We start from the raw sequence: 22,917 nt of genomic DNA on the forward strand, positions 1-22,917 counted from the left end.
CGATGACCGTGTTCCACCGTAACGAAACCCGCGAACCGCTGCCCGATCATCTGAAGGGCGGCGTCATTGCCATCGGCAATTTTGATGGTGTCCACCGCGGCCATCAGTCGGTGCTGAACCGGGCTCTCGATATTGCACGGCAGCGCGGTATTCCCGCTTTGGTGCTGACCTTCGAGCCGCATCCGCGCACTGTCTTCAAGCCGGATGCACCGGTCTTTCGCCTGACACCGGCGCCCTTCAAGGCCCGTATCCTGGAAGAGCTGGGCTTCAACGCAGTCATTGAATACCCCTTCGATTACGAATTCTCGCAGCGTTCGGCCGAGGATTTCATCCACTCCATATTGAAGGACTGGCTCGGCGCTTCCGAAGTTGTGACGGGCTTCGACTTCCACTTCGGCCGCGGCCGGGAAGGCGGCCCTGCCTTCCTGATGGATGCCGGCAACAAATATGGCTTTGGCGTCACCCTGATCGACGCCTTCCGCGATGAGAACACCGATGTCGTCTCATCGAGCCATATCCGCGCACTGCTGAAGGAAGGCGATGTCTCCTCGGTCGCCGCTATGCTCGGCTATCACTATACGGTGCAGGCGAAGGTGATCGATGGCGAAAAGCTCGGCCGCCAGCTCGGCTTCCCGACCGCCAACATGCAGTTGCCGCCGGAGGCGGAACTTGCTGCCGGCATTTATGCCGTCCGCTTCCGCCCCGAAAGCGGCAGGCTCTACGATGCGGTGGCAAGCTACGGCCGCCGCCCGACGGTTACGGAAAATGGTGCGCCGCTGCTCGAAACCTACCTTTTTGATTTCAGCGGCGATCTCTATGGCCAGACCTGTTCGGTTTCCTTCTTCGGCTATCTGCGCCCCGAATTGAAGTTTGACGGGTTGGATCCGCTCGTCGCGCAGATCAAGCGCGACGAGGAGGAGGCGAGGGCTCTTCTCGCAGGTGTGAGACCGCTCGGCGAGCTCGACCGGAAGCTCTGTTTCGGCTGAGCAATTCCAGCAAAACTGCTTGAGCGTTTTGCGTCCGGAATTGCCTAAAAACGAAGAACCGCTCAGGCAGTGCCAAGCGCAGGCTGAGCCTTCTGCCGGGGTAGCGGCGGGAACGCCAGCGCAATCGCTGCTGCACCGAGCCCGACCAGGGCGGAGCCAATGAACAGCCACGAATAGTTGGCATAGGTGTCGTAGATCCAGCCGCCGATCAGCGGGCCGAATGCCATGCCGATGCTGGAGAGCATCGTTGCCGCGCCGAAGACGGTGCCGATGATGCGCGGGCCGAAATATTCACGCGCCAGCAACGCATAAAGCGGCATCACCCCGCCATAGGCGCTGCCGAAGATGACCGCGAGCGCATAGAATTCCCCGAGCTTGCTGACGGCAAGATAGGTGGCAAGGGCCGCCGCCTGCACCAGCAGTCCTGCGATGATGACCGGCTTCACGCCGATCCGGTCCGCCAGCGTGCCATAGAGCAGGCGTCCGCCAAGGCCGGCTAGGCCCTCGACACTGTAGATGCTGACGGCAGCCATCGGCGCGACGCCGCAGAGTGTCGCGTAGCTCACCATATGGAAGATCGGTCCGGAATGGGCTGCGCAACAGGCAAAGAAGGTCAGTCCGAGCACGATGAATTGCGGCGAGCGGAAAACCTTCCAGAGATTGGGAGCACCGCCATCCGCAGATACTATGGCCTCATGCATATCCTGGGGCGGGGACGGGCGACGGCGCACGAGAAGTGCCGCCGGGATCATTAGGATCAGCGCGCCGATGCCGATGATCATCATCGCCGGGCGCCATTCATAGGCTGTAATAAGCCAGCGCGCGAATGGCGAGATCGTCATCGGAGCAACACCCATGCCAGCCGAAACCAGCGAGACGGCAAGGCCGCGGTTCTCGTCGAACCACTCTGTCGTCGCGGCGATCATCGGCGCGAAGAAGGCGCTGGCCGAGAGGCCGACGAGCACGCCATAGGTCAGCTGGAATTGCAGCAGCGTTTCCGCGCGGCTGGCAAGCATCAGCGCCAGCCCAAGGATGACGGCGCCGATCAGCACCACCGGGCGTGGCCCGAACCGGTCGCTGGCCGCACCCCAGAAGAAGCCGCCGATGCCCATGACGATGAAATTGAGCGTCATGGCGCTGGCGATACCGGCATGCGACCAACCCGTCGCATCGGCGATCGGTTGCTGGAAGATTGCGAGAGAAAACATGGCGCCGAGCGCAACGCACGTCATCAGTGCGCCGGCCGCGACGATAACCCAACGATAGGAACTGCTCATATCCTCATCACTCCTTGCGAGCGGGTTTGATCGGCATGATGGATTTCTGATGCCCGCAAGTCAAAGACGTTCGGGCAATCGGGAAATCGACACGGGGTGTTGGGTTTTTTGCCTCGGGAACAACAATATCGCAGCTCCCGCCTGTTTCCGGCACTTGCCGACCGGCACAGGCAACTGCGAGAGCCTGAGTGTCGTTCCTGAATTCGGTTGGGACGAAGCATCCCCCTTGCAGCTTTTCGTGAGGTCGCGGCTCTGAAATCCCTCTTCCTTTTCCGCCCAAAAGCGCCTATGAACCGGCGCGATGAGTAAATTCCGGCTGGCGCATTCGATACGAATTATCGGCCCGGTCTTCCGCGCACGCTAAGTTGCCGGAAGGTCCGGGTTTTTGGCGCTTGAGCTGAGCGAGCGCTTTCCGTCACCACAGATTTCATGTCCGCGTGCCCTTTTCGGGCCGCCAGAAGCGATTGTCACACATGACCGAAACAGCCGAAAAGATCGATTACTCGAAGACCCTCTACCTGCCTGAAACGGATTTCCCGATGCGCGCCGGCCTGCCGCAGAAGGAGCCGGAGCTCGTTGCGCGCTGGCAGAAGATGGATCTTTACAAGAAGCTGCGCGCATCCGCCGCCGGCCGCGAAAAGTTCGTCCTGCACGACGGCCCGCCCTATGCCAATGGCAATATCCATATCGGCCACGCGCTGAACAAGATCCTCAAGGATGTCATCACCCGCTCCTTCCAGATGCGCGGTTACGACTCCAACTACGTTCCCGGCTGGGACTGCCACGGCCTGCCGATCGAATGGAAGATCGAGGAAGAGAACTATCGCGCCAAGGGCAAGGCCAAGCCTGACCTGACCGAGCCGTCGGCGATGATCGAATTCCGCCGCGAATGCCGCGCCTATGCCGAAAAGTGGATCGCCATCCAGGGTGGCGAATTCCAGCGCCTCGGCATCGTTGGCGATTTCGAAAACCCGTACCTGACGATGAACTTCCACGCGGAAAGCCGCATCGCAGGCGAACTGCTGAAGATCGCCAAGAGCGGCCAGCTCTACCGCGGCTCCAAGCCGATCATGTGGTCGGTCGTCGAGCGCACGGCGCTCGCGGAAGCCGAAGTCGAGTATCATGACTATGAGAGTGACACGATCTGGGTGAAGTTCCCGGTGGTGAAGGGCGCCGATGCCCTCAAGGACGCTTTCGTCGTCATCTGGACGACCACTCCCTGGACGATCCCCGGCAATCGGGCGATCGCCTATTCCTCGCGCGTTGCCTACGGCCTCTATGAAGTCACGGCTGCGGAGAACGATTTTGGCCCGCGCCCGGGCGAAAAGCTGATCTTTGCCGATAATCTCGCTGAGGAATCCTTTGCCAAGGCAAAGCTGCAGTACAAGCGTCTCGCCGACGTCACGGCTTCAGATCTCGCCGGCGCCACCTGCGCTCATCCTCTTAAGGGCCTCGAAGGCGGCTACGAATTTTTGGTGCCGTTGCTCGATGGCGATCACGTCACCGACGACGCCGGTACCGGCTTCGTGCACACCGCACCGAGCCATGGCCGCGAAGACTTTGATGTCTGGATGGCGCATGGCCGCGAGATCGAGGCACGCGGCATCGAAACCAAGATCCCGTTCCCGGTCGACGATGGCGGCTTCTACACCGCCGACGCGCCCGGCTTCGAAGGCGCCCGCGTCATCGACGACAACGGCAAGAAGGGTGACGCCAACGACCGCGTCATCAAGGCGCTGATCGAGCGCAACGCGCTCTTTGCCCGCGGCCGCCTGAAGCACCAGTATCCGCATTCCTGGCGCTCCAAGAAGCCGGTCATCTTCCGCAACACGCCACAGTGGTTCGTCTATATGGACAAGACGCTGGCAGATGGCACGACGCTGCGCACCCGTGCGCTGAAGGCGATCGACGACACCCGTTTCGTGCCGGCTGCCGGCCAGAACCGCCTGCGCGCCATGATCGAGCAGCGCCCGGATTGGGTACTTTCTCGTCAGCGCGCCTGGGGCGTGCCGATCTGCGTCTTCGTCAATGAACAGGGCCAGGTGCTGCAGGATGATGCGGTCAACCAGCGCATCCTTGACGCTTTCGACGCCGAAGGCGCCGACGCCTGGTTTGCCGAAGGCGCCAAGGAGCGTTTCCTCGGCAACGAGCATGATCCGGCCAAGTGGTCGCAGGTCATGGATATCCTCGATGTCTGGTTCGACTCGGGGTCCACCCACACCTTCACGCTGGAAGACCGTGCCGACCTGAAATGGCCGGCCGATCTCTATCTCGAAGGCTCGGACCAGCATCGCGGCTGGTTCCACTCCTCGCTCCTGGAATCGGCTGCGACCCGCGGCCGGGCGCCATACGACGCTGTCCTCACCCATGGCTTCACCATGGACGAGAAGGGCGAGAAGATGTCGAAGTCGAAGGGCAACGTCACCGCACCTCAGGAAGTCATGAAGGATGCCGGCGCCGATATCCTGCGCCTCTGGGTCATGACGTCGGACTATGCGGACGACCTGCGCGTCGGCAAGACGATCATCCAGACCAATGTCGATGCCTATCGCAAGCTGCGCAACACGATCCGTTGGATGCTCGGGACGCTGGCCCACGACAAGGGCGAGGTCATCGCGCTCGCCGATCTGCCGGAGCTGGAGCAGCTGATGCTGCACCGTCTCTCCGAGCTCGACCAGCTCGTGCGCGAAAACTACGACGCCTTCGACTTCAAGAAGATTGCCCGCGCGCTCATCGACTTCGCCAATGTCGAGCTTTCGGCCTTCTACTTCGACGTCCGTAAGGATGCGCTCTATTGCGACGCGCCCTCCAGCCTTCGCCGCCGTTCGGCCCTCTATGTCATCCGCATGATCTTCGATTGCATGGTGACCTGGCTTGCGCCGATGCTGCCCTTTACGACGGAAGAGGCATGGCTCTCGCGCAATCCTTCAGCCGTCTCTGTGCACCTGGAGCAGTTTGCCCCGGTAGCCACGGAATGGCGCAACGAGGCGCTGGCCGAAAAGTGGAAGAAGATCCGCGCGATCCGCAGCGTCGTGACCGGCGCGCTCGAAATCGAGCGCAAGGACAAGCGCATCGGCTCGTCGCTGGAAGCTGCACCTGTAGTCCACGTTGCCGACGCGGAATTGCGCAAGGCGCTCGAAGGACAGGATTTCAGCGAAGTCTGCATCACCTCCGGTATCACGATCGAAGCGGACGCCGGCCCGGCTGATGCCTTCCGTTTGCCGGAAGTGCCTGAAGTCGCTGTCGTTCCGAAGCTTGCCGAAGGGGTGAAATGCGCCCGTTCCTGGCGCATCACCACCGATGTCGGTTCCGATCCTGACTACCCGGATGTTTCGGCGCGTGATGCGGCTGCATTGCGCGAACTCGGCACCCAGGTCTGAAGATATTTGCCGGGTGAATTGCCTTTATGGTGTTCATCCGGTAAAAGCTGCCTGAAAATGGCCGGATTTTTGCGTCAGGGGGACGATTGTCCGGTGGGCAGTACTGATTCCGGCATGCGGGAAGGGTTTTCATGTTAGCGACGCATTGGTTCCGTTTGGGCGCCTGCCTGTCTGTTGTTCTGGCGGCGAGCTCCACAATGTCCGGCTGCGCCAGCAGCCCGACTTACGGCACCGACAAGACCGCCATGGAGCAGCTTGCCGACGACCTCGGCCAGTCGGTTTCGCTGACCGGCGCCGGCCCGAAAAATGCCGGTGTGAAATATACGCCGCGTCCGACGCTCGTCATGCCCGCGAAGGACCAGAAGGAAACCCTTGTTCAGCCGCAGGAAACTGTTGCCAACAAGGACAATCCGCAGTGGGTTGAATCCCCGGAAGAAGCCCGTACGCGCCTCGTCAAGGAAGCCGACGAGAACTCGGACAATCCGAGCTATCGTTCGCCGCTCGCCAGCTCCGCCATCGAAGGCGGGCGCCAGACGACGGAAGCCCAGACCAAAGCCTATCGCGAAGCGCGCGCCCTGCAGAAGGGCGCCTATATCGACCAGCGCCGCTACATTTCCGATCCGCCGACCGAATATCGCGCTGTCGAAGATCCGGCAAAGCTCGATGATCTCGGCACGCCGGAACAGAAGAAGGCGAAGCAGCGCAAGAAGGATGCAGCCGTCGCCAATAGCGGCACAAAGTGGTGGCAGATCCTTCAGTAAGGCTCTAGCGGAATAGCGTCGATCAACTGCTTGGCGTCAGCATAGCGGCGCTTGCGACCGGCACTATTGCGTGTCTCGTCTCTCCGAAAAGAATGCCCTCAGCATATCCGCCGATTCCGTCTCGTTGAAGCCGGAATAGACTTCCGGTGCATGATGACAGGTCGGCTGGGCATAGAAGCGCACACCATTGTCGACCGCGCCGCCCTTCGGATCTTCCGCGCCGTAATAGAGCCGGCGGATACGGGCAAAGGAAATAGCCGCCGCGCACATGGTGCAGGGCTCCAGCGTCACATAGAGATCAGCGCCGGCAAGCCGTTCCTGGCCGAGCCTGTCCGAAGCCATGCGGATAGCAGCGATCTCGGCATGCGCGGTCGCATCGTTGAGTTCGCGCGTACGGTTTCCGGAGCTCGCGACCGCCACGCCATCGACGACGACGACGGCGCCGATCGGCACTTCGCCGCGATCTCCCGCAGCGCGCGCTTCCTTTAATGCCATCTCCATAAATCGATTTGTCTTCACGTTCGCGAGAATTTCCACTTAACCGCAGGTGCATGACCTGATAGACAGGCGCAAAAGGCAGGCAAACAGCAAATGACACCCAAAGACAAGCCAAAACGCCCGGGCGCACGGCCCCCTGCGCGCGACGCGCGGCCGAAAGGCGGCCCGAAGGCCGGTATCGGCAAGCCATCGAAGGCAGGTTCCGCGAAAGTGGTAGCCAATGAAGCGGACAGCGACGCCAAGGCGGAACGCATTTCCAAGGTGATGGCGCGCGCCGGCGTCGCCTCCCGCCGCGACATCGAACGCATGATCATGGATGGCCGCGTCACCTTGAACGGCAAGCTCCTTGACACGCCCGTCGTAAACGTCACGCTCGAAGACAAGATCGAGGTCGATGGTATTCCGATCCGCGGCATCGAGCGCACGCGCCTCTGGCTCTACCACAAGCCCCAGGGCTTGGTAACGACCAATGCCGATCCTGAGGGTCGCCCGACCGTCTTCGACAATCTGCCGGAAGAACTGCCGCGCGTCATGTCGATCGGCCGTCTCGACATCAATACCGAAGGTCTGCTGCTGCTGACCAACGACGGCGGCCTCGCCCGTGCCCTGGAACTGCCGACCACCGGCTGGCTGCGCCGCTACCGCGTGCGCGCTCATGGCGACATCGATCAGGACGCGCTCGACAAGCTGAAGGAGGGTATTGCCGTCGATGGCGTTCTCTACGGCTCGATCGAAGCCACGCTCGACCGCACCCAAGGATCCAACGTCTGGATCACCATGGGCCTGCGTGAAGGCAAGAACCGCGAAATCAAGAACGTGCTCGGCGCGCTCGGCCTCGAGGTCAACCGCCTGATCCGCATTTCCTACGGCCCCTTCCAGCTCGGCGATCTGCCCGAAGGACATGTGATTGAGGTGCGCGGCCGCACGCTGCGCGACCAGCTCGGCCCGCGCCTGATTGAAGACGCCAAGGCGAATTTCGATGCGCCGCTCTACAATGCGCCCGCCGTTGCCGCCGAAGAGGCCGAGGAACCGGGGCCCGAGCGCCGCGAACGCCCGCGCCGCGACGAAGACAAGCGCGAACGTGCGCTGAGCCGCCTCGACACCAAGCGTGATGACAGGCGAGACGACAGGCGGGATGACCGTCGTGACGATCGCCGCGGCGACGATGACAAACCGAAGCGCCCGGCGCTCGGTACCCGTCGCAACGCCAATGTCTGGATGGCGCCCGGCGCGCGTCCCCTCGGCGAGAAGGCGGCGGCCAAGGCTGCCAAGAATGCCCAGACCGCGCGTCGTCGCGGCGAGACGGCTTCCCCGGCGAAGGAACAACGCTCCGATCGCGGCCCGGATCGTCCGCGCCCGCAGATCAATCGCGTCCACGAAGAGGATGGCGAGTGGATCCGTTCCAGCGAGGAACAGCCCCGCAAGCGCGATGAGGACGAAGGTTTCGGCCGCAAGCGCTCTTTCGGCGATCGCCCGCCGCGTGGTGAGGGTGGCGATCGTCCGCGCTCGGCCCGAGGCTTTGGCGGTGAGGGTCGCTCCGAGCGTCCGCGCGGTGACAAGCCATTTGGAGACAAGCCCCGCGGCGAGCGTCGTCCGCGCACGGGTGGGGAGGAGCGTCCGCGTTCCTTCCGTGATCGTCCGCGTGAGGATGGCGAACGCTCTTCGCGTCCGGCCCGCAGTTTCGGCGGCGAAAGTCGCTCCGACCGTCCGCGTGGCGACAAGCCTTTCGGTGCCAAGCCCCGCGGCGAGCGCCGTCCGAGGGCAGAGGGCGAAGAAGGTGCACGTCCTTTCCGCTCGCGCGAGGATGGCGGCGATCGCTCCTCGCGTCCGGCCCGCAGCTTCGGCGGCGAAGGTCGCTCGGAACGCCCGCGTGGCGACAAGCCTTTCAGTGCGAAGCCCCGCGGCGAACGCCGTCCGAGGGCAGAGGGTGAAGAAGGTGCACGTCCCTTCCGCGCTCGTGAGGAGGGCGGCGAACGCTCCTCGCGTCCAGCCCGCAGCTTCGGCGGCGAAGGTCGTTCGGAACGTCCCCGTGGCGAAAGATCCTCTGGCGACAAGCCCTTCGGCGATAAGCCGCGTGGCGCAAAGAATTTCACGGGCAAGCCGAAGGGCGATCGGCCCGATGGCGGCGGCAAGCCTTCCGGCGGGCCGTCCAGAGGTGGTGCGAAAGGCAAGGGAATGACGCGCGGTGCGGATCGTCGGCGGTGAGTTTCGCGGACGGCCGCTAGCCGTACCAAAATCCAGCGATATCCGGCCGACTGCGGACCGGACGCGTGAGAGCCTGTTCAACATTCTGAGCCATGCCTATCCGGAATGCATCGATGGCACCCGGATCCTCGATCTCTTTGCCGGCACCGGCGCAGTCGGTCTCGAAGCCGTCTCGCGCGGCTGCCGCCATGCGCTCTTCGTCGAAAACAGCGTCGAGGGCAGGGCGCTTCTCTGGGAAAATATCGATGCGCTCGGCCTGCATGGCCGCACGCGCATGTTGCGCCGTGACGCGACCGATCTCGGCAGCGTCGGCAATCTCGAGCCTTTCGACATGCTGTTTGCCGATCCGCCTTATGGCAAGGGGCTGGGTGAGAAGGCGCTTGCGGCTGCTGCCGACGGCGGCTGGCTCAAGCCTGGCGCGATTACCGTTCTGGAAGAACGCGCCGATGTTGCCGTTTCGGTGCATCCTTCCTATGTTTTCCTCGAAAGCCGGATATTCGGCGATACAAGAGTGCATTTCTTCCGGTATCAGCCGCAGTAGCCGGCACGTTGGGAGCAGATCGTGCCGCAGGCGGAAATCATCAGTCCGAAATCGCCTGCGATCAGCGATCTGCCGACGGTTGCCGTCGCCTTCGGTGGGGGCGGTGCCCGCGGCCTCTCCCACATCCACATCATCGAAACGCTGGATGAACTCGGCATCCGCCCGGTAGCGATATCAGGGTCCTCCATCGGCGCCATCATGGGCGCCGGCATGGCGGCCGGCATGTCGGGTGCTGAAATCCGCGAACATGCGCTGGCAACCGTGGGTAACAAGGCTGCCGTCGTCAGCCGTATCTGGGGCCTGAGGCCGACAACCGTGCGCGATGCCGTCGCCAAGGGCATCCGCATCGGCCAATTCAACCTCGAACGTATTCTGAAAGCCTTCCTGCCATCGGAGCTTCCCCAGAAGTTCGAGGATCTGCTGGTCCCGATGAAGGTGATCACCACGGATTATTACGGCCAGGCTGAGGTCATCGCCGAGCACGGCGAGCTCTTCCCGGCGCTCGCCGCATCATCGGCCATTCCGGCCGTCTTCATGCCGGTCCGGCTGCATGGGCGGGTCATGATCGATGGCGGCATCGCCAATCCCGTGCCCTATGAATGTCTGATGGACCTTGCCGATATCGTCATCGGCATCGACGTCGTCGGCGCGCCCGAAGGCGACGGCACCCACATTCCGAACCGCATGGAAAGCATTTTCGGGTCCGGCCAGCTTATGATGCAGGCGGCGATTTCCCTGAAGCTGAAGCTCATGCGGCCACATATCTTCCTGCGGCCCATCGTCGGCCGCACCGGCGTCATGGATTTCCTGAAGGCGCGCGACGTGCTTGCCATGTCAGTAGGCGTGAAGGACGAGCTGAAATATGCCCTCGACCGGGAGATCGAGGCGCGGCTGAAACGGTAGGTTATCGTGACTAAGGCTATCGGTGCGCGGGTCACTCGTGTGGATATTTCTTCGCATCCTCAGTAATTCTATCGACGAAGCGAAGCATCACCATGCAGTCAGAGTATTTTCCGTCCCGGCCATAGACCGGGATTCGCAACTCTCTGTCCTGGTTGGTCAAGATAACAATCTCAACGCTATGTTGTCCTTCTGAAGCGGACACGGACTTTACTTCAGTGTATAGAAATGACCTCCCCTCTTCGCCATCACCCCAGAACAGGCCCTTGTCCGCTATAAATATCCTATCTTCGATTGGGCTTGGATTGGAATATACTCCTATCAAGAGGCCAAATTCCTCCCTTTGCTGCTGGATAGGCGATGGCATGGATTCATATCGCTTGGTATTCTTCAGTATTCTTTTTGCTCGAATTCTCGCGTTCATAAGCGTGTTATCCAAGAGATATTGGCGCAAAAAGCGATAGCGCAATTGGGTTCGAAATTGCGAAGAAACTAAGCATCCGCTGTTACATCGGCCGAATTTGCCAGCGGATCGCCTTTGTAAGGATCGGCTGCCCGCTTCGGCTTGACCAACGGTTCCGGATGGATCGGCGTCGAAAACAGCAGATCCTGTCCCGCCTGCAACCCCTCGGATACTTGCAGGACCAGTCGCGCCTCGTCGCGCTTGCGGATGTCCTCGCCGATCTCATAGGCCGCGACTTCGGACACACCGAGCGCTTCCAGAGTGCGTCGGCCGAAAAGCAGACCGGATTCCAGCGTTTCGCGCAGCTCGTAATCGACACCTTTGTTGCGCAGTTCGATGGAGTGGATGCGGTCATAGGAGCGCACGAAGAGTGTCGTCTGCGGGTAGTCGGCCTGGATCAGCTCGATCACCTTGTCGGTGATCTCCTTCTTTTGGGTACAGACCAGCACGATCTTGGCCCGGTCGATGCCGGCCGAGCGCAGCACGTCCTTGCGGGTGCCGTCGCCGAAATAAATGCGGAAACCGAAGGAGGATGCCTGCCGGATGCGGTCGGCGGAGAAGTCGATGACGGTCACGCTCCGGCCGCCGGCAAGCAGGATCTGCGCGGCGATCTGGCCGAAACGCGAGAAACCGACCATCAGCACGTCGGCACCCGCACCCTCGAAATCCTCGTCGAGCTCCTCGTGCTCCTCTCCCGAAAGCATCCGCTTGGAAAGCGCGGCGCCGAGCGGCGTCAGCGCCATGGAAAGGGTGACGATCGCCACCAGCAGCGAAGCCGTGCTGCTGGACATAAGCCCCGCGACGGCGGCCGTGGTGAAGAGGACAAAGCCGAATTCACCGCCTTGCGGCAGCAGGAAGGCGATGCGAACGGCATCGTTGTGCGAGGAGCGTGTCGCGCGGCAGAGCGCATAGATGATGAGCGCTTTCACGGCCATGATGATAGGCACGGCAACGATGATGAAGATCACGTTGTCGAGCAGCACCTGAAGCTGCAGCGACAGTCCGACGGCAATGAAAAAGATAGCGAGAAGCACGCCGCGGAAGGGTTCGATATCGGCTTCCAGCTCGTGCCGGTAGGAGGATTCCGCCAGCATCACGCCGGAGAGGAAAGCGCCCATCGCCATCGAAAGCCCGGCGAGCTGCATCAGGCTTGCTGATCCCATGACGACGAAAAGCGCGGCCGCGATCATCGCTTCGCGCGCGCCGGTGCGCGCAATGATCTGGAAGAGGGGCGTCAGCAGGTATCGGCCCATGATGATCATCGCGCCGACGGCGGCCACCGAGATAGCGAAATCGACCAGTGGATTGCCGCTGCCCTTGTTTCCATTGAGAATGGTGACGACTGCCAGAAGCGGGACGATCGCCAGATCCTGAAAGAGCAGCATGGAGAAGGAGCGCTGCCCGTAGCGGGTGTTCACATCTCCATCGCCTTCGAGGATCTGCATGGCGAAGGCGGTTGAGGAGAGCGCCAGGCCGAAGCCTGCGACGATGCTGCCGCGCCAGTCGAGAGCGCCGGAGACCCATGCGAGTGCGGTCAGTACCAGACCCGTCACCACCACCTGCGCTGTGCCGAGGCCGAAGATATCGCGCCGCATCTGCCAGAGGCGGGTGGGCTTCAACTCAAGCCCGATGATGAAGAGCAGGAAGACGACGCCGAGTTCGGCAACATCGAGGATCTGCTCGCCATCCGTGATGCCGTGGAAGATCGGCCCGATGACGATGCCGGCCGCCAGATAACCGAGAACCGTGCCGAGCCCGAGCTTCTTGAAGATCGGCGCAGCGACGACCGCGCCGCCGAGCAGCAGGATGGTTTCCGTGAAAAGCGCGTTGGGTGCGGACATGCTTCATTTCTTTCGATGGCGGGGCAAGCAGGCAGCCAGGAAAAGAATCGGCATCCACGGCCTTGATGCTTTCAGGAGTGCACAATAAATGGAACGGGAAGGAAAGGCCAAATCATGTCCTCTGAAATCGATTCCTCGACACTTCTTTCCCGCGCAAGTCAACTGATCGATCTGGCGAAAAAGGCAGGCGCTGACGCCGCCGACGCCGTCGTCGTCCGCTCGCGCGCCCAATCCGTCAGCGTTCGCCTCGGCAAGGTCGAAGGCACTGAGTCCTCCGAGAGCGACGACTTTTCGCTTCGAGTCTTCGTCGGCAAGCGCGTGGCAAGCGTTTCCGCCAATCCGGGTTTCGACCTCACGGCTCTGGCCGAACGCGCCGTCGCCATGGCCAAGGTCTCGCCGGAAGACCCCTTCGCCTGCCTGGCCGATGAGAACAGGCTCGCAAAGACCTATCCCGACCTGCAGCTTCTCGATACGACCGAGGTCGGTGCCCACCAGCTGCGTGAGGCGGCCCTTGCGGCCGAAGCCGCTGCCCTTGCGGTCAAAGGCGTCACCAACTCTTCGGGTGCCGGCGCTTCGGCCGGCATGGGCGGGCTGGTGCTTGCCACGTCGCACGGTTTCGAAGGCAGCTACATGGCCTCGCGCTTCGGCAATTCCGTCAGCGTCATTGCCGGCGAAGGCACCGGCATGGAACGCGACTACGATTTCGACAGCCGCCTCTACTATGCCGAGCTAGACGATCCCGCCGAAATCGGTCGCCGGGCCGGCGAGCGCACCATCAAGCGCATCAATCCGCGTCAGGTGCCGACAGGCAAGGACATTACCGTCATCTTCGATCCGCGCATCGCGCGGGGTTTCGTCGGCCATATTGCCGGCGCCATCAACGGCGCCTCCGTTGCCCGCAAGACGAGCTTCCTGCGTGACAAGATGGGCCAGCAGGTGCTGAAATCCGGCCTTTCGATCACGGACGATCCGCTGATCGTGCGCGGCCCGTCCTCGCGTCCTTTCGATGGCGAAGGCGTGTCCGGCGAGAAGCTGGTCATGATCGAGGACGGTGTGCTCAAGCACTGGTTCCTCTCCACCTCCACCGCAAACGAGATCGGCGGTTTCGAGACCAACGGCCGCGGTGTCCGCGGCGGCACCTCGGTCACGCCGGCCTCGACCAATCTTGCGCTGGAGCCTGGCGACATCTCGCCGGAAGAGCTGATCCGCAGCGTCGGCAACGGTTTCTACGTCACCGAACTGATCGGCCAGGGCGTCAACATGATCACCGGCGAATACAGCCGCGGCGCGACAGGCTTCTGGATCGAGAATGGCGAGCTCACCTTCGCGGTATCGGAAGTGACGATCGCTTCGAACCTCAAGGACATGTTCATGCGGCTGACGCTTGCCAACGACATCGATCGCAAGTTCGGTGTGGCGGCTCCGACTTTCGCGATTGAAGGCATGACGCTTGCCGGCCGCTGACAAACGGATCGATACGATGAGCGACCCTGAAAACCGCTGGCAGAGCGATCTCGCGTTGATCGCCGATGCTGCAAGACAGGCCGGCGCCGTTGCACTCGGTTATTTCAACAAGTCGCCGGAGGTCTGGTGGAAGAACGAGGATCGCTCTCCCGTCAGTGCCGCCGATTTCGCTGCGAACGAAAAGCTCGAAGCCATCCTGCGCAGCGCACGGCCGGCTTATGGCTGGCTGTCGGAAGAGACTGACGACGACGCAGGCCGACTGGAATACGAGACGCTGTTCATCGTGGATCCGATCGATGGCACGCGGGCCTTCCTCGCCGGCAAGGATCTCTGGTGCGTCAGCGTCGGCATCGTCCATCGCGGCCGCCCCGTTGCCGGCGTGCTTTATGCGCCGGCGCTCGATGAACTTTACGAGGCAGTGGAGGGTGGTGTGGCGCTGAAGAACGGCGAACCGATTTCCGTCTCTACGCGCGGCGAAGCCGATCTCAGCCAGCTTGCCGTCAGTGAGGAGCTGTTCAGGATTTTGCCGGCGGCGGTTCGCGACCGCAGCGAGCGTGTCAAATATATTCCCTCACTCGCCTACCGCATCGCCATGGTGGCCGATGGCCGGTTGGACACGACGTTTGTCGGGCGCAATGCCCATGACTGGGATATTGCGGCGGCCGACCTTATCCTCGAGCGTGCCGGTGGCGGTCTTGTCGACCTTTCGGGGCATCCGACAACCTATAATAGAGAGAAAGTCAGCCACGATGCGCTTTGCGCTTCACCGGTCCTGCGTCTCCGCGAATATCTGGACTTGTTCACTCAGCTAAGAGACGGTTGACGTTTCCGTCAAAATCCCTCAGATGAGGGGCCGGAGGAGAATAGGCAGAAAGAGAATGACGGACTCCGGCGGTAAAAAGCAGCTCCTGCACCTCGTCTTCGGTGGCGAACTCGAAAACCTCGATGGCATCCAGTTTCGTGATCTGAAGGATCTCGATATTGTCGGTATTTTTCCCGACTATGCCACGGCACTGACGGCCTGGAAGTCGAAGGCGCAGCAGACGGTCGACAATGCGCATATGCGCTATTTCATCGTCCACATGCATCGTTTGCTCGATCCGCAGGATACGACTGGGAGCAAGTGACCCGCGCAGCAATCGGCTTGTCCTCCGCTGTCCACAGCGGAGGCCTTCGTGCATCGGTTCTCGCCCTCGTTCGACGCATTCTGAACAAATTGATCGGTCATGGCGGCCGCAACGATAATTAGGGAATTGAATTGATGTCGGTCTGCATGGATCGGAGGTCTGCTGAATGAGCTCTCGGATGGCGCGGATCGGTCTGAACGCGTACCGTCTGGCGGGAACTGTGGCGTCGCCGGTCGTCGGCCTCTACATCACCTATCGCACCGCCAAGGGCAAGGAAGACCGTGCTCGCCGGCTGGAGCGTTTCGGCTATGCGAGCGCCAATCGCCCGCAGGGCCCGCTCGTCTGGTTTCACGCGGCAAGTGTCGGCGAAACCAACGCCGTCATTCCCCTGATCCGCGAAATCCGCCGCCGTGACATCCATGTGATCCTGACGACAGGCACTATCACCTCGGCAAGGCTTGCCGCCGAGCGCCTCGGCAATGATGCGATCCATCAATATGTGCCGCTCGACCTGAAGCCCGCCGTCGGCCGTTTTCTCGATTACTGGCAGCCGGATTGCGCCATCATCGCCGAATCCGAGATCTGGCCCGCGACGGTGCTTGAACTCGGCCATCGCCGCATCCCGCAGATCCTGGTCAATGCCAGGATGTCGGATCGCTCCTTCACCCGCTGGCGGCGACGGCCCTCGCTTGCCGAGGCACTCTTCGAAAATCTGGCGCTCGTCATTGCACAGTCGGATGTCGATGCCGAACGTTTCCGCGATCTCGGCGCCGTGCCGGTCATCACGTCGGGCAACCTGAAGGTCGATACGGATGCACCGCCTTATGACAGCGCTGTTTTCGCTCGCTACAAGAAGCAAATCGGCGATCGCAAGACATGGGCCGCGATCTCCACTTTCGACGGTGAAGAAAATGCCGCCGGTATCGTGCATCGTGCGCTGCGCGATCGCGACAAACAGCTGACCATCATCGTACCGCGCCACCCCGAGCGCGCTGACGAGATCGAGGCAGCCCTCGTCAAACAGGGTCTGAAGGTCGCCCGCCGCACGCAGGACGATGTCCTGACCCCCGACGTCGATATCTTCCTTGGCGACACGATCGGCGAAATGGGCCTTTATCTTCGTCTGACGGAAGTCGCTTTCGTCGGCCGCTCGCTCTTTGCCGAAGGCGGCCAGAATCCGCTGGAGCCGGCCATGCTCGGCTGCGCCATCCTGTCGGGCGGCAATGTCCAGAATTTCCGCGAGGCCTATCAGAAGCTCGCTCGCAGCGGCAGTGCCCGCATGGTGCGCGATACCGAGATGCTGGCGAAGGGCGTGCATTATCTTCTGACCAATGACGAGGCTCGCGGCAAGATGATCCAGGCCGGCATCGCCGCCGTGCATGAAATGCGCGGTGCGTTGAGCGCCACGTTGAAGGGGTTGGAGCCCTATATCAACCCGCTGACGGTGAAGGCGCGCCTTCTGCCGAAGGCCGTGGCGCAAGCCTGAGGAGCAGCCATGTCGGCGCAGACGAAGATCAGGGGCATCCTCTTCGACAAGGACGGCACGCTGCTCGACTACGACGAAAGCTGGCTGCCGGTGAACCGTGAGCTTGCCCGGATCGCCGCCGAAGATGACGCTGTTCTTGCCGACCACCTTCTTGCCGAATGCGGCATGGACCCGGTCACCGGCCATATCATTCCAGACAGCCTGCTTGCTGCCGGCAATACCCGCCAGATCGCCGAAGGGCTCGTTGCTGCCGGCTCGAAGGTCGATATGATCGAGCTGACGATCAAGCTCGACAATCTCTTTGCCAATGCCGCCGAATTTTCCGTGCCGGTGACGGACCTTGCCGCCTTCTTCGGGCGGCTGCACGGGCGCGGCTTCAAGCTTGGCATCGCCTCCAGCGACAATGAGCGTTCGATCCGCCAGACCGCCCAGCGTTTCGGCATCTCTGAATTTGTCGATTACATCGCCGGTTATGACAGCGGCTTCGGCAGCAAGCCGGAGCCGGGCATGGTGCTCGGCTTCTGCGCGGCAACGGGCCTTCAGCCGGAAGAGGTCGCCATGGTCGGGGATAACAACCACGACCTCCATATGGGCAGGAACGCGAAAACCGGCCTGACGATTGCGGTTTTGACTGGCACCGGGTCGCGTGAATCCCTCTCGGCCTCCGCCGACCATGTCCTCGACGACATCACGCATATCGATGCCCTGCTGCCGGACCTGCAGCCGGCCTGACACCCAAAGACTTGCATTTTCACGCGTTTTGGCTTCTCAATCCGCCCGGTCGATTATGTGAGACCTCGCCACGGGGGGTGAGGGCAAGGGAAACGGACGGCATCATGATATCCGAAGCACCGCCTTTCTGGTGGAGGCGGGCAGGTTGGCAGGCATGGGCTCTGTCGCCCCTTTCTTTCCTTTATGGCCGCGTGGCGGGCTACCGCATGGTCCATGCGAGCCGCGCTTCAGTGCCGATCCCGGTCATTTGCGTCGGAAATTTCACGGTCGGCGGAGCTGGCAAGACGCCGACGGCAATTGCCATTGCCCGTGCTGCTAAAGCAAAGGGTCTCAAGCCTGGTTTTCTAAGTCGCGGCCATGGCGGCTCGCTCGATGTCACCACCGTCGTCGATCCCTCTCATCACCGTGCAGTCGCTGTCGGCGACGAGCCGCTTCTGCTGGCTCAGGAAGCACTGACGGTAATCTCCCGCAGGCGTGTCGAGGGTGCGGCAAGGCTGGTCGAAGAGGGCGCCGATTTCATAATCATGGATGACGGTTTCCAGAGTGCGCGCCTCGCAATCGACTATGCGCTTCTGGTAATCGATGCGACACGCGGCCTTGGCAACGGCCATATAGTGCCGGGCGGCCCGGTGCGCGCGCCGATCCGTCTGCAACTGCGCGAGGCGACCGCCCTTCTGAAGGTCGGAGAAGGCAATGCGGCCGACCGCATCGTCCGGATCGCAGCGCGCGCTGCCAAACCCTATTTCACCGCCCAGCTGAAAGTGTCCGGAGAGAATTATCTGGAGGGCCTCAAAGTGCTCGCCTTTGCGGGTATTGCCGATCCAGAAAAATTCTTTCGCACCGTCCGTTCGCTTGGCGCGAGCATCGAGGTCGCGACTTCCTTCGGCGACCACGAACATTTGAGCGAAGAAGAGATCGACGGTCTACTGATGACGGCAGACCAGCAGAATCTGACGCTCGTCACCACCTCTAAAGATTTCGTCAGGCTCGCCGGCCATCACGGCAAGGCGGCACAGCTCGCGGCCCGCTGCCGCGTCGTAGAGGTGGAGATGGCGTTTACAGATCCACTTGCGCCCGGGCTCATTATCGATCGCGCCTTTGAAGCCTGCCGCCAGCGGCGGCTCAGGGAAGCGAAAAAGAAAGCCTAGCGCTGGTTCGGCAGAATGCCGGCGCGTCGGTCGGCTTCAAGCGCGGTGGCGACATCGGCATAGGGTTCCTGCCGCGCCACGCTCCAGTAGCGAAGTTCATCGAGCGGGATCTGTTTGCCTGTCAGTGCGCAGACGACATAGGAACCGGGCGACAGAATCTGGAAATCGCCGTCCAGATAACGGATCTTCGCCTCGCGGTTTCCGTATCCTTCGAACAAGTTCATGCGCTCCATTCCCCGCAGTCTGTCATCTGTCTGCCATACTCCCCGAAACGTCCTTTTGCCAGCTTTTTCAGCTCCGGCCGAATAGTCGCTCGATATCGGCAAGCTTGAGTTCGATATAGGTTGGACGCCCGTGATTGCATTGGCCGGAGCCTGGGGTCACTTCCATTTGGCGCAGCAGCGCGTTCATTTCTTCAGGCCGCAGCCGCCGTCCTGATCGCACCGAGCCATGGCAAGCCATTGTTGCAGCCACATATTCGAGCTTGGCCGAGAGGCCGGAGGCTGTATCCCATTCGGCGATCTCGTCGGCAAGCTGCCGGATCAGCCCAGACGCATCGACCTCGCCGAGCATCGCTGGCGTTTCGCGCACGGCAATGGCGCCTGGGCCGAAGCGCTCGATCGCAAGGCCAAGTTCGGAAAATTCCGCCGCATGCACCATCAGCCGGTCGCAATCCTCTTCGGGAATGTCGACGATCTCGGGGATCAGCAGCACCTGCGACGGCAGCCGCTTCGAATGCAGCGCCTTGCGCATGGCCTCGAAGACCAGCCGTTCATGGGCAGCGTGTTGATCGACGATGACGATGCCGTTGTCTGTCTGCGCAATGATATAGTTTTCGTGGACCTGCGCCCGCGCGGCTCCGAGTGGATAGCGCACCGCCGGTTCGCTCGCAGTTGCTGCTGCCGGCACTTGCGCGGTGGGATCGAAAACCGGCTCTGAACGCGCCGTCGGATGGGCAAGCCCGTCGAAGGAGGCTTGCGGTCTTTCGCTGAGACCCGCGGCCGGCTGATACGGCCGGGATGGGGAGGTTGCCGCCGACCAAGGTGCCTGCGGTCGCTGCGGCGCCGCCTGGAAGCCAGGCCGGAAGGCGCGCAGCATGTCGCTTGCGCCCGTCGTTGCGGCGCGGTTGCCGTCACGTGCAAGCGCTTCGCGGATCGCGCCGACGATCAGCCCGCGCACCAGTCCCGGATCGCGGAAGCGGACGTCGGATTTCGCCGGATGCACATTGACGTCCACCAGCGCCGGATCGAGCGTGATCGACAGCACCGCGACGGGATAACGGCCGGAGGGAATCGTTTCGGCATAGGCCCCACGGATCGCCGAGAGGATGAGTTTGTCCTGCACCGGGCGGCCATTGACGAACGCATATTGATGAGCCGAATTGCCCCGGTTGAAGGTCGGCACGCCGGCAAAGCCGGTCAGTTGCACGTCTTCGCGCTCGGCATCCAGGGCGATGGCATTGTCACGGAATTCCTTTCCGAGCACCTGCGCCATGCGCGCCAGATGATCCTCGCCGGTTGCCGGAAATTCTAGCGTCGAGCGATCGGGGCCGGAGAGCACGAAACGCACGCCCGGAAAGGCGATCGCCATGCGTTTGACGATCTCGGTGATGGCCGCCGCTTCCGCCTTCTCCGTCTTCAGGAATTTCAGCCGCGCCGGCGTCGCGAAGAACAGATCGCGCACTTCGACGATCGTTCCCGGATTGGCGGCTGCCGGGCGCAGATGCACGATCTTGCCTCCGGCAACGGAAATTTCATTGCCCGCCGCGCTGTCACGTTTGCGGCTTGCGATGCTGAGCCGCGCCACCGAACCGATGGACGGCAATGCCTCGCCCCGGAACCCGAGCGTTCGGATATCGTCGAGCGTATCCGATATCTTCGATGTGCAGTGTCGCTTGACGGCAAGTTCAAGATCGGCGACGTCCATGCCGGAACCGTTGTCGCTGACGCGCAGCAGCGCCTTGCCGCCGCCGGCGGTTGCGATTTCGATGCGGGTCGCGCCTGCATCGAGCGCGTTTTCGATCAGCTCCTTGGCAGCACTCGCAGGGCGTTCGATGACTTCGCCGGCAGCGATCTGGTTGATGAGCGTTTCGGAGAGCTGTCTGATGGCCATGGGCTTATTTTCGAGGATTCGCGGCCCGGAGGGAAGGGGTTTCATCGAGCTGCAGATAATGACTCAAGACCTCTCCCCCAAATTTGGGGGTCGTTACTGTTAAGCGGCCTTTAAGACAAAAACGGCATTTTATTCATATACCTCCGAGACTGCGAAAATCGGACAGATGTGGGATGTGAATGAATGAGTGCCGGCTTCGAAAAGGCGGACACATCATCTGTGAGTGACGCACTGCCGCCTGAAGCTGATCTTCAAGCGGTGCTTTTCGATGCGGTTTGCGACAGTCTTTCTGCTGCATTCGTTATCTATGACCGCAACGATCTTCTTCTCTTTGCCAGCCGTCAGGTCCTGGAATTCTTTCCAGTGTCGGAGGACGTGCTGCGCCCGGGCGCCCGCCTTCGTGATTTCCTGGGTGCGGTCTACGATACCGGCATTCGCGAGCAGACCCTCGAGCGCCAGCCGGGTTTGCTCAGTCGCGAGGACTGGTTGTCCCAGCGCATCGCCTCCCATTGGCGCGAACGTTTTGAATCCGTCGAGCGCCACGGTACCGATCGCTGGGTGCGCTTCCTCAAGCGCCGCCTGCCGAACGGTTACGGCGTGACCGTTATTTCCGATATTTCCGAGGTGCGTAAGCGCGAGGAACAGTGGCGGTACGATCTTGAGCGCGTGCAGCTGACCGAGGACATTCTCGACCACCTGCCGTTCCCGCTCTTCGTCAAGGATCGCAACCTCGCCTATGTCGCCGTCAACAAGGCATTCTGCGAGAAATATCAGACGACAGCGGACGAGGTTCTGGGTCGCAAGAGCGGTGATCTGTTTTCGCCTGACATTGCCAAGCGCTTTGAGGAAAGCGACCGCCACGTGCTGGAAACCGGCGAAATGTCTGTCTCTCGCCAGCGCCAGATCGCCCGCGACGGCACCGAGCGCGACATCGTCAGCCGCAAGCACAGGATCGGCAAGCCCGGACGTTATTTCCTCGTCTCGACCATGCAGGACCTGCCGCGCGACGGCGACGATCTCGACGAATTCCATCGGGCCTCCGAGATCACCACTTCCAGCAACCAGACCTACCGCCGTGCCTATGTGCCGGTGCCGAACGCATCGCAGCGCCGCGAGCCGGCAGCGATGGAGGCGATCGTTCCGGAAAATTTCTCCGGCCGAAAGATCCTCGTCGTCACGTCGGATCTCGCTGCCGAGACTGCCGCACTGCGCACGCTCGCCAAATACGGCTTCGAATCCTGCTCGGTCCGCGGCGAGGATGAGGAGGAACGTTTCCTCGAGATTGCCAGCTCTTCGGGAATCTCGCTCGATCTTCTGATCATCGACAACCAGATGGGCTTGCGCTGTCTGGAGCTTGGAGAACAGTACGGCATTCCCACTCTCGTCATGGATGGCTTTCAGATCGCCAACGAACTGACCTTCCAGATTGCCCGCCACTTCAACCGCAACGGACGCGGCGGCACGGAGGGTGACTGGGAAATTACCACGACCGAAGAAAACGTGGGTCTTCAGGTTCTCGTCGCTGAGGATAACGACATCAACCAGATCGTCTTCACGCAGATCCTAGAAGGGCTCGGTTACCGCCATCGGATCGCAGCAACCGGCGAAGAGGTTGTTCGTCTCTGGGCAGAATATCGGCCGCAGATCGTGCTGATGGATATTTCGCTTCCGGTCTTCAACGGCTTTGAAGCCTCGCGCCTCATTCGCCAGATGGAAGAGGGACAGGGCACGCGAACGCCGATTATTGGCGTGCTGACGCAAGCCTTCGAACGCGATCGTGCAGAATGCGCCAATGCCGGTATGGATGACGTCATCATGAAACCGGTCAGCCCTGACATCCTTGAAACGGTATTTCAGAAGCATCTGATGAACGAGCCAATCAAAGCTCAAATCTAAACAACAGGCCGGTCAACTCCCCAGATTTTGGGAATGCTTGGGGTTGTATTCTGCTCGATTTACTATCGAATTGTTAAGACTTGGCCGTCATTCTTCACCA

The 22,917-nt window shown here is 61.6% G+C and carries 19 protein-coding genes; 13 read left to right on the plus strand and 6 right to left on the minus strand.

All coding sequences use genetic code 11. The features are described 5' to 3' along the window. The first annotated feature begins 2 nt into the window (after window positions 1–2). On the plus strand, window positions 3–986 hold the full coding sequence (locus FHX06_RS21545; RefSeq protein ID WP_113211486.1) for a bifunctional riboflavin kinase/FAD synthetase: 984 nt from the start codon (window positions 3–5) through the stop codon (window positions 984–986). A 62-nt stretch (window positions 987–1,048) separates the two neighbouring features. Here FHX06_RS21545 and FHX06_RS21550 read toward each other — a convergent pair whose 3' ends face one another. Next, window positions 1,049–2,263: an MFS transporter gene (locus tag FHX06_RS21550; protein ID WP_113211441.1), complete on the minus strand. Its 1,215-nt coding sequence runs from the start codon at window positions 2,261–2,263 to the stop codon at window positions 1,049–1,051. Window positions 2,264–2,736: 473 nt separating this feature from the next. Here FHX06_RS21550 and ileS point away from each other — a divergent pair, with 473 nt between their 5' ends. Together ileS and FHX06_RS21560 are read left to right on the plus strand one after the other, a co-directional pair. Then, window positions 2,737–5,643: an isoleucine--tRNA ligase gene (gene ileS, locus FHX06_RS21555; RefSeq protein ID WP_113211442.1), complete on the plus strand. Its 2,907-nt coding sequence runs from the start codon at window positions 2,737–2,739 to the stop codon at window positions 5,641–5,643. Window positions 5,644–5,774: 131 nt separating this feature from the next. Then, window positions 5,775–6,404, plus strand: coding sequence for a hypothetical protein (locus tag FHX06_RS21560; RefSeq protein WP_112541420.1), 630 nt, complete (start codon window positions 5,775–5,777; stop codon window positions 6,402–6,404). 63 nt (window positions 6,405–6,467) lie between these two features. Here the strand turns inward: FHX06_RS21560 and FHX06_RS21565 are convergent, their stop codons facing one another. Next, on the minus strand, window positions 6,468–6,905 hold the full coding sequence (locus FHX06_RS21565; protein WP_112972494.1) for a nucleoside deaminase: 438 nt from the start codon (window positions 6,903–6,905) through the stop codon (window positions 6,468–6,470). 90 nt (window positions 6,906–6,995) lie between these two features. Here FHX06_RS21565 and FHX06_RS21570 point away from each other — a divergent pair, with 90 nt between their 5' ends. Genes FHX06_RS21570 through FHX06_RS21580 form a run of 3 tightly spaced genes read left to right on the plus strand, consistent with a single transcriptional unit; the run spans window position 6,996 to window position 10,551 of the window. Then, entirely contained in the window at window positions 6,996–9,107 is a 2,112-nt protein-coding gene (locus FHX06_RS21570) for a pseudouridine synthase (RefSeq protein ID WP_183880788.1), read from the plus strand. Then, entirely contained in the window at window positions 9,088–9,648 is a 561-nt protein-coding gene (gene rsmD / locus FHX06_RS21575; protein WP_112541417.1) for a 16S rRNA (guanine(966)-N(2))-methyltransferase RsmD, read from the plus strand. The genes FHX06_RS21570 and rsmD overlap by 20 nt, the downstream gene beginning before the upstream one ends. Window positions 9,649–9,669: 21 nt before the next feature. Next, window positions 9,670–10,551, plus strand: coding sequence for a patatin-like phospholipase family protein (locus tag FHX06_RS21580; RefSeq protein ID WP_112972492.1), 882 nt, complete (start codon window positions 9,670–9,672; stop codon window positions 10,549–10,551). A gap of 31 nt (window positions 10,552–10,582) precedes the next feature. Here the strand turns inward: FHX06_RS21580 and FHX06_RS21585 are convergent, their stop codons facing one another. Both FHX06_RS21585 and FHX06_RS21590 read right to left on the minus strand, forming a co-directional pair. After that, window positions 10,583–10,972, minus strand: coding sequence for a hypothetical protein (locus FHX06_RS21585; RefSeq protein ID WP_183880790.1), 390 nt, complete (start codon window positions 10,970–10,972; stop codon window positions 10,583–10,585). 68 nt (window positions 10,973–11,040) lie between these two features. Next, complete coding sequence (locus FHX06_RS21590) at window positions 11,041–12,852, minus strand: monovalent cation:proton antiporter-2 (CPA2) family protein (protein WP_183880792.1); 1,812 nt, start codon at window positions 12,850–12,852, stop codon at window positions 11,041–11,043. Window positions 12,853–12,966: 114 nt separating this feature from the next. Here FHX06_RS21590 and FHX06_RS21595 point away from each other — a divergent pair, with 114 nt between their 5' ends. The 6 genes from FHX06_RS21595 (at window position 12,967) to lpxK (ending at window position 18,809) form a co-directional block, all read left to right on the plus strand. Then, entirely contained in the window at window positions 12,967–14,316 is a 1,350-nt protein-coding gene (locus tag FHX06_RS21595; RefSeq protein WP_183880795.1) for a TldD/PmbA family protein, read from the plus strand. Between the two features lie 16 nt (window positions 14,317–14,332). Then, window positions 14,333–15,139, plus strand: coding sequence for a 3'(2'),5'-bisphosphate nucleotidase CysQ (locus FHX06_RS21600; protein ID WP_113205167.1), 807 nt, complete (start codon window positions 14,333–14,335; stop codon window positions 15,137–15,139). Window positions 15,140–15,194: 55 nt separating this feature from the next. Beyond that, window positions 15,195–15,443, plus strand: a complete 249-nt coding sequence (locus tag FHX06_RS21605; protein ID WP_112541413.1) for a DUF4170 domain-containing protein — start codon at window positions 15,195–15,197, stop codon at window positions 15,441–15,443. 166 nt (window positions 15,444–15,609) lie between these two features. Further along, complete coding sequence (waaA, locus tag FHX06_RS21610) at window positions 15,610–16,929, plus strand: lipid IV(A) 3-deoxy-D-manno-octulosonic acid transferase (RefSeq protein ID WP_183880797.1); 1,320 nt, start codon at window positions 15,610–15,612, stop codon at window positions 16,927–16,929. A gap of 9 nt (window positions 16,930–16,938) precedes the next feature. Then, entirely contained in the window at window positions 16,939–17,661 is a 723-nt protein-coding gene (locus tag FHX06_RS21615; protein ID WP_113206950.1) for an HAD family hydrolase, read from the plus strand. 104 nt (window positions 17,662–17,765) lie between these two features. Further along, a complete protein-coding gene (gene lpxK / locus FHX06_RS21620) occupies window positions 17,766–18,809 on the plus strand; it encodes a tetraacyldisaccharide 4'-kinase (protein WP_183880799.1) in 1,044 nt (347 codons plus the stop codon). On the opposite strand, the gene FHX06_RS21625 is transcribed toward lpxK, so the two are convergent. Next, the gene (locus FHX06_RS21625) at window positions 18,806–19,033 is read right to left on the minus strand and encodes a DUF2093 domain-containing protein (RefSeq protein WP_112541961.1); all 228 of its coding nucleotides are present in this window, start codon (window positions 19,031–19,033) and stop codon (window positions 18,806–18,808) included. The genes lpxK and FHX06_RS21625 overlap by 4 nt on opposite strands. Before the next feature lie 67 nt (window positions 19,034–19,100). Continuing rightward, on the minus strand, window positions 19,101–20,921 hold the full coding sequence (gene mutL, locus FHX06_RS21630) for a DNA mismatch repair endonuclease MutL (protein ID WP_183880801.1): 1,821 nt from the start codon (window positions 20,919–20,921) through the stop codon (window positions 19,101–19,103). Window positions 20,922–21,104: 183 nt separating this feature from the next. Between mutL and FHX06_RS21635 the strand changes: the two genes are divergently transcribed. Beyond that, complete coding sequence (locus FHX06_RS21635) at window positions 21,105–22,817, plus strand: response regulator (RefSeq protein ID WP_113211449.1); 1,713 nt, start codon at window positions 21,105–21,107, stop codon at window positions 22,815–22,817. Window positions 22,818–22,917 lie beyond the last annotated feature (100 nt).

The organism is Rhizobium sp. BK512 (assembly GCF_014194915.1).
Taxonomy (GTDB): Bacteria; Pseudomonadota; Alphaproteobacteria; order Rhizobiales; family Rhizobiaceae; genus Rhizobium.

Coding starts and splice junctions, on each gene's coding strand:
- FHX06_RS21545 (WP_113211486.1), top strand. CDS start 3: ATGACCGTGTTCCACCGTAACGAAACCCGCGAACCGCTGCCCGATCAT.
- FHX06_RS21550 (WP_113211441.1), bottom strand. CDS start 2,263: ATGAGCAGTTCCTATCGTTGGGTTATCGTCGCGGCCGGCGCACTGATG.
- ileS (WP_113211442.1), top strand. CDS start 2,737: ATGACCGAAACAGCCGAAAAGATCGATTACTCGAAGACCCTCTACCTG.
- FHX06_RS21560 (WP_112541420.1), top strand. CDS start 5,775: ATGTTAGCGACGCATTGGTTCCGTTTGGGCGCCTGCCTGTCTGTTGTT.
- FHX06_RS21565 (WP_112972494.1), bottom strand. CDS start 6,905: ATGGAGATGGCATTAAAGGAAGCGCGCGCTGCGGGAGATCGCGGCGAA.
- FHX06_RS21570 (WP_183880788.1), top strand. CDS start 6,996: ATGACACCCAAAGACAAGCCAAAACGCCCGGGCGCACGGCCCCCTGCG.
- FHX06_RS21585 (WP_183880790.1), bottom strand. CDS start 10,972: ATGAACGCGAGAATTCGAGCAAAAAGAATACTGAAGAATACCAAGCGA.
- FHX06_RS21590 (WP_183880792.1), bottom strand. CDS start 12,852: ATGTCCGCACCCAACGCGCTTTTCACGGAAACCATCCTGCTGCTCGGC.
- FHX06_RS21595 (WP_183880795.1), top strand. CDS start 12,967: ATGTCCTCTGAAATCGATTCCTCGACACTTCTTTCCCGCGCAAGTCAA.
- FHX06_RS21600 (WP_113205167.1), top strand. CDS start 14,333: ATGAGCGACCCTGAAAACCGCTGGCAGAGCGATCTCGCGTTGATCGCC.
- FHX06_RS21605 (WP_112541413.1), top strand. CDS start 15,195: ATGACGGACTCCGGCGGTAAAAAGCAGCTCCTGCACCTCGTCTTCGGT.
- waaA (WP_183880797.1), top strand. CDS start 15,610: ATGAGCTCTCGGATGGCGCGGATCGGTCTGAACGCGTACCGTCTGGCG.
- FHX06_RS21615 (WP_113206950.1), top strand. CDS start 16,939: ATGTCGGCGCAGACGAAGATCAGGGGCATCCTCTTCGACAAGGACGGC.
- lpxK (WP_183880799.1), top strand. CDS start 17,766: ATGATATCCGAAGCACCGCCTTTCTGGTGGAGGCGGGCAGGTTGGCAG.
- FHX06_RS21625 (WP_112541961.1), bottom strand. CDS start 19,033: ATGAACTTGTTCGAAGGATACGGAAACCGCGAGGCGAAGATCCGTTAT.
- mutL (WP_183880801.1), bottom strand. CDS start 20,921: ATGGCCATCAGACAGCTCTCCGAAACGCTCATCAACCAGATCGCTGCC.
- FHX06_RS21635 (WP_113211449.1), top strand. CDS start 21,105: ATGAGTGCCGGCTTCGAAAAGGCGGACACATCATCTGTGAGTGACGCA.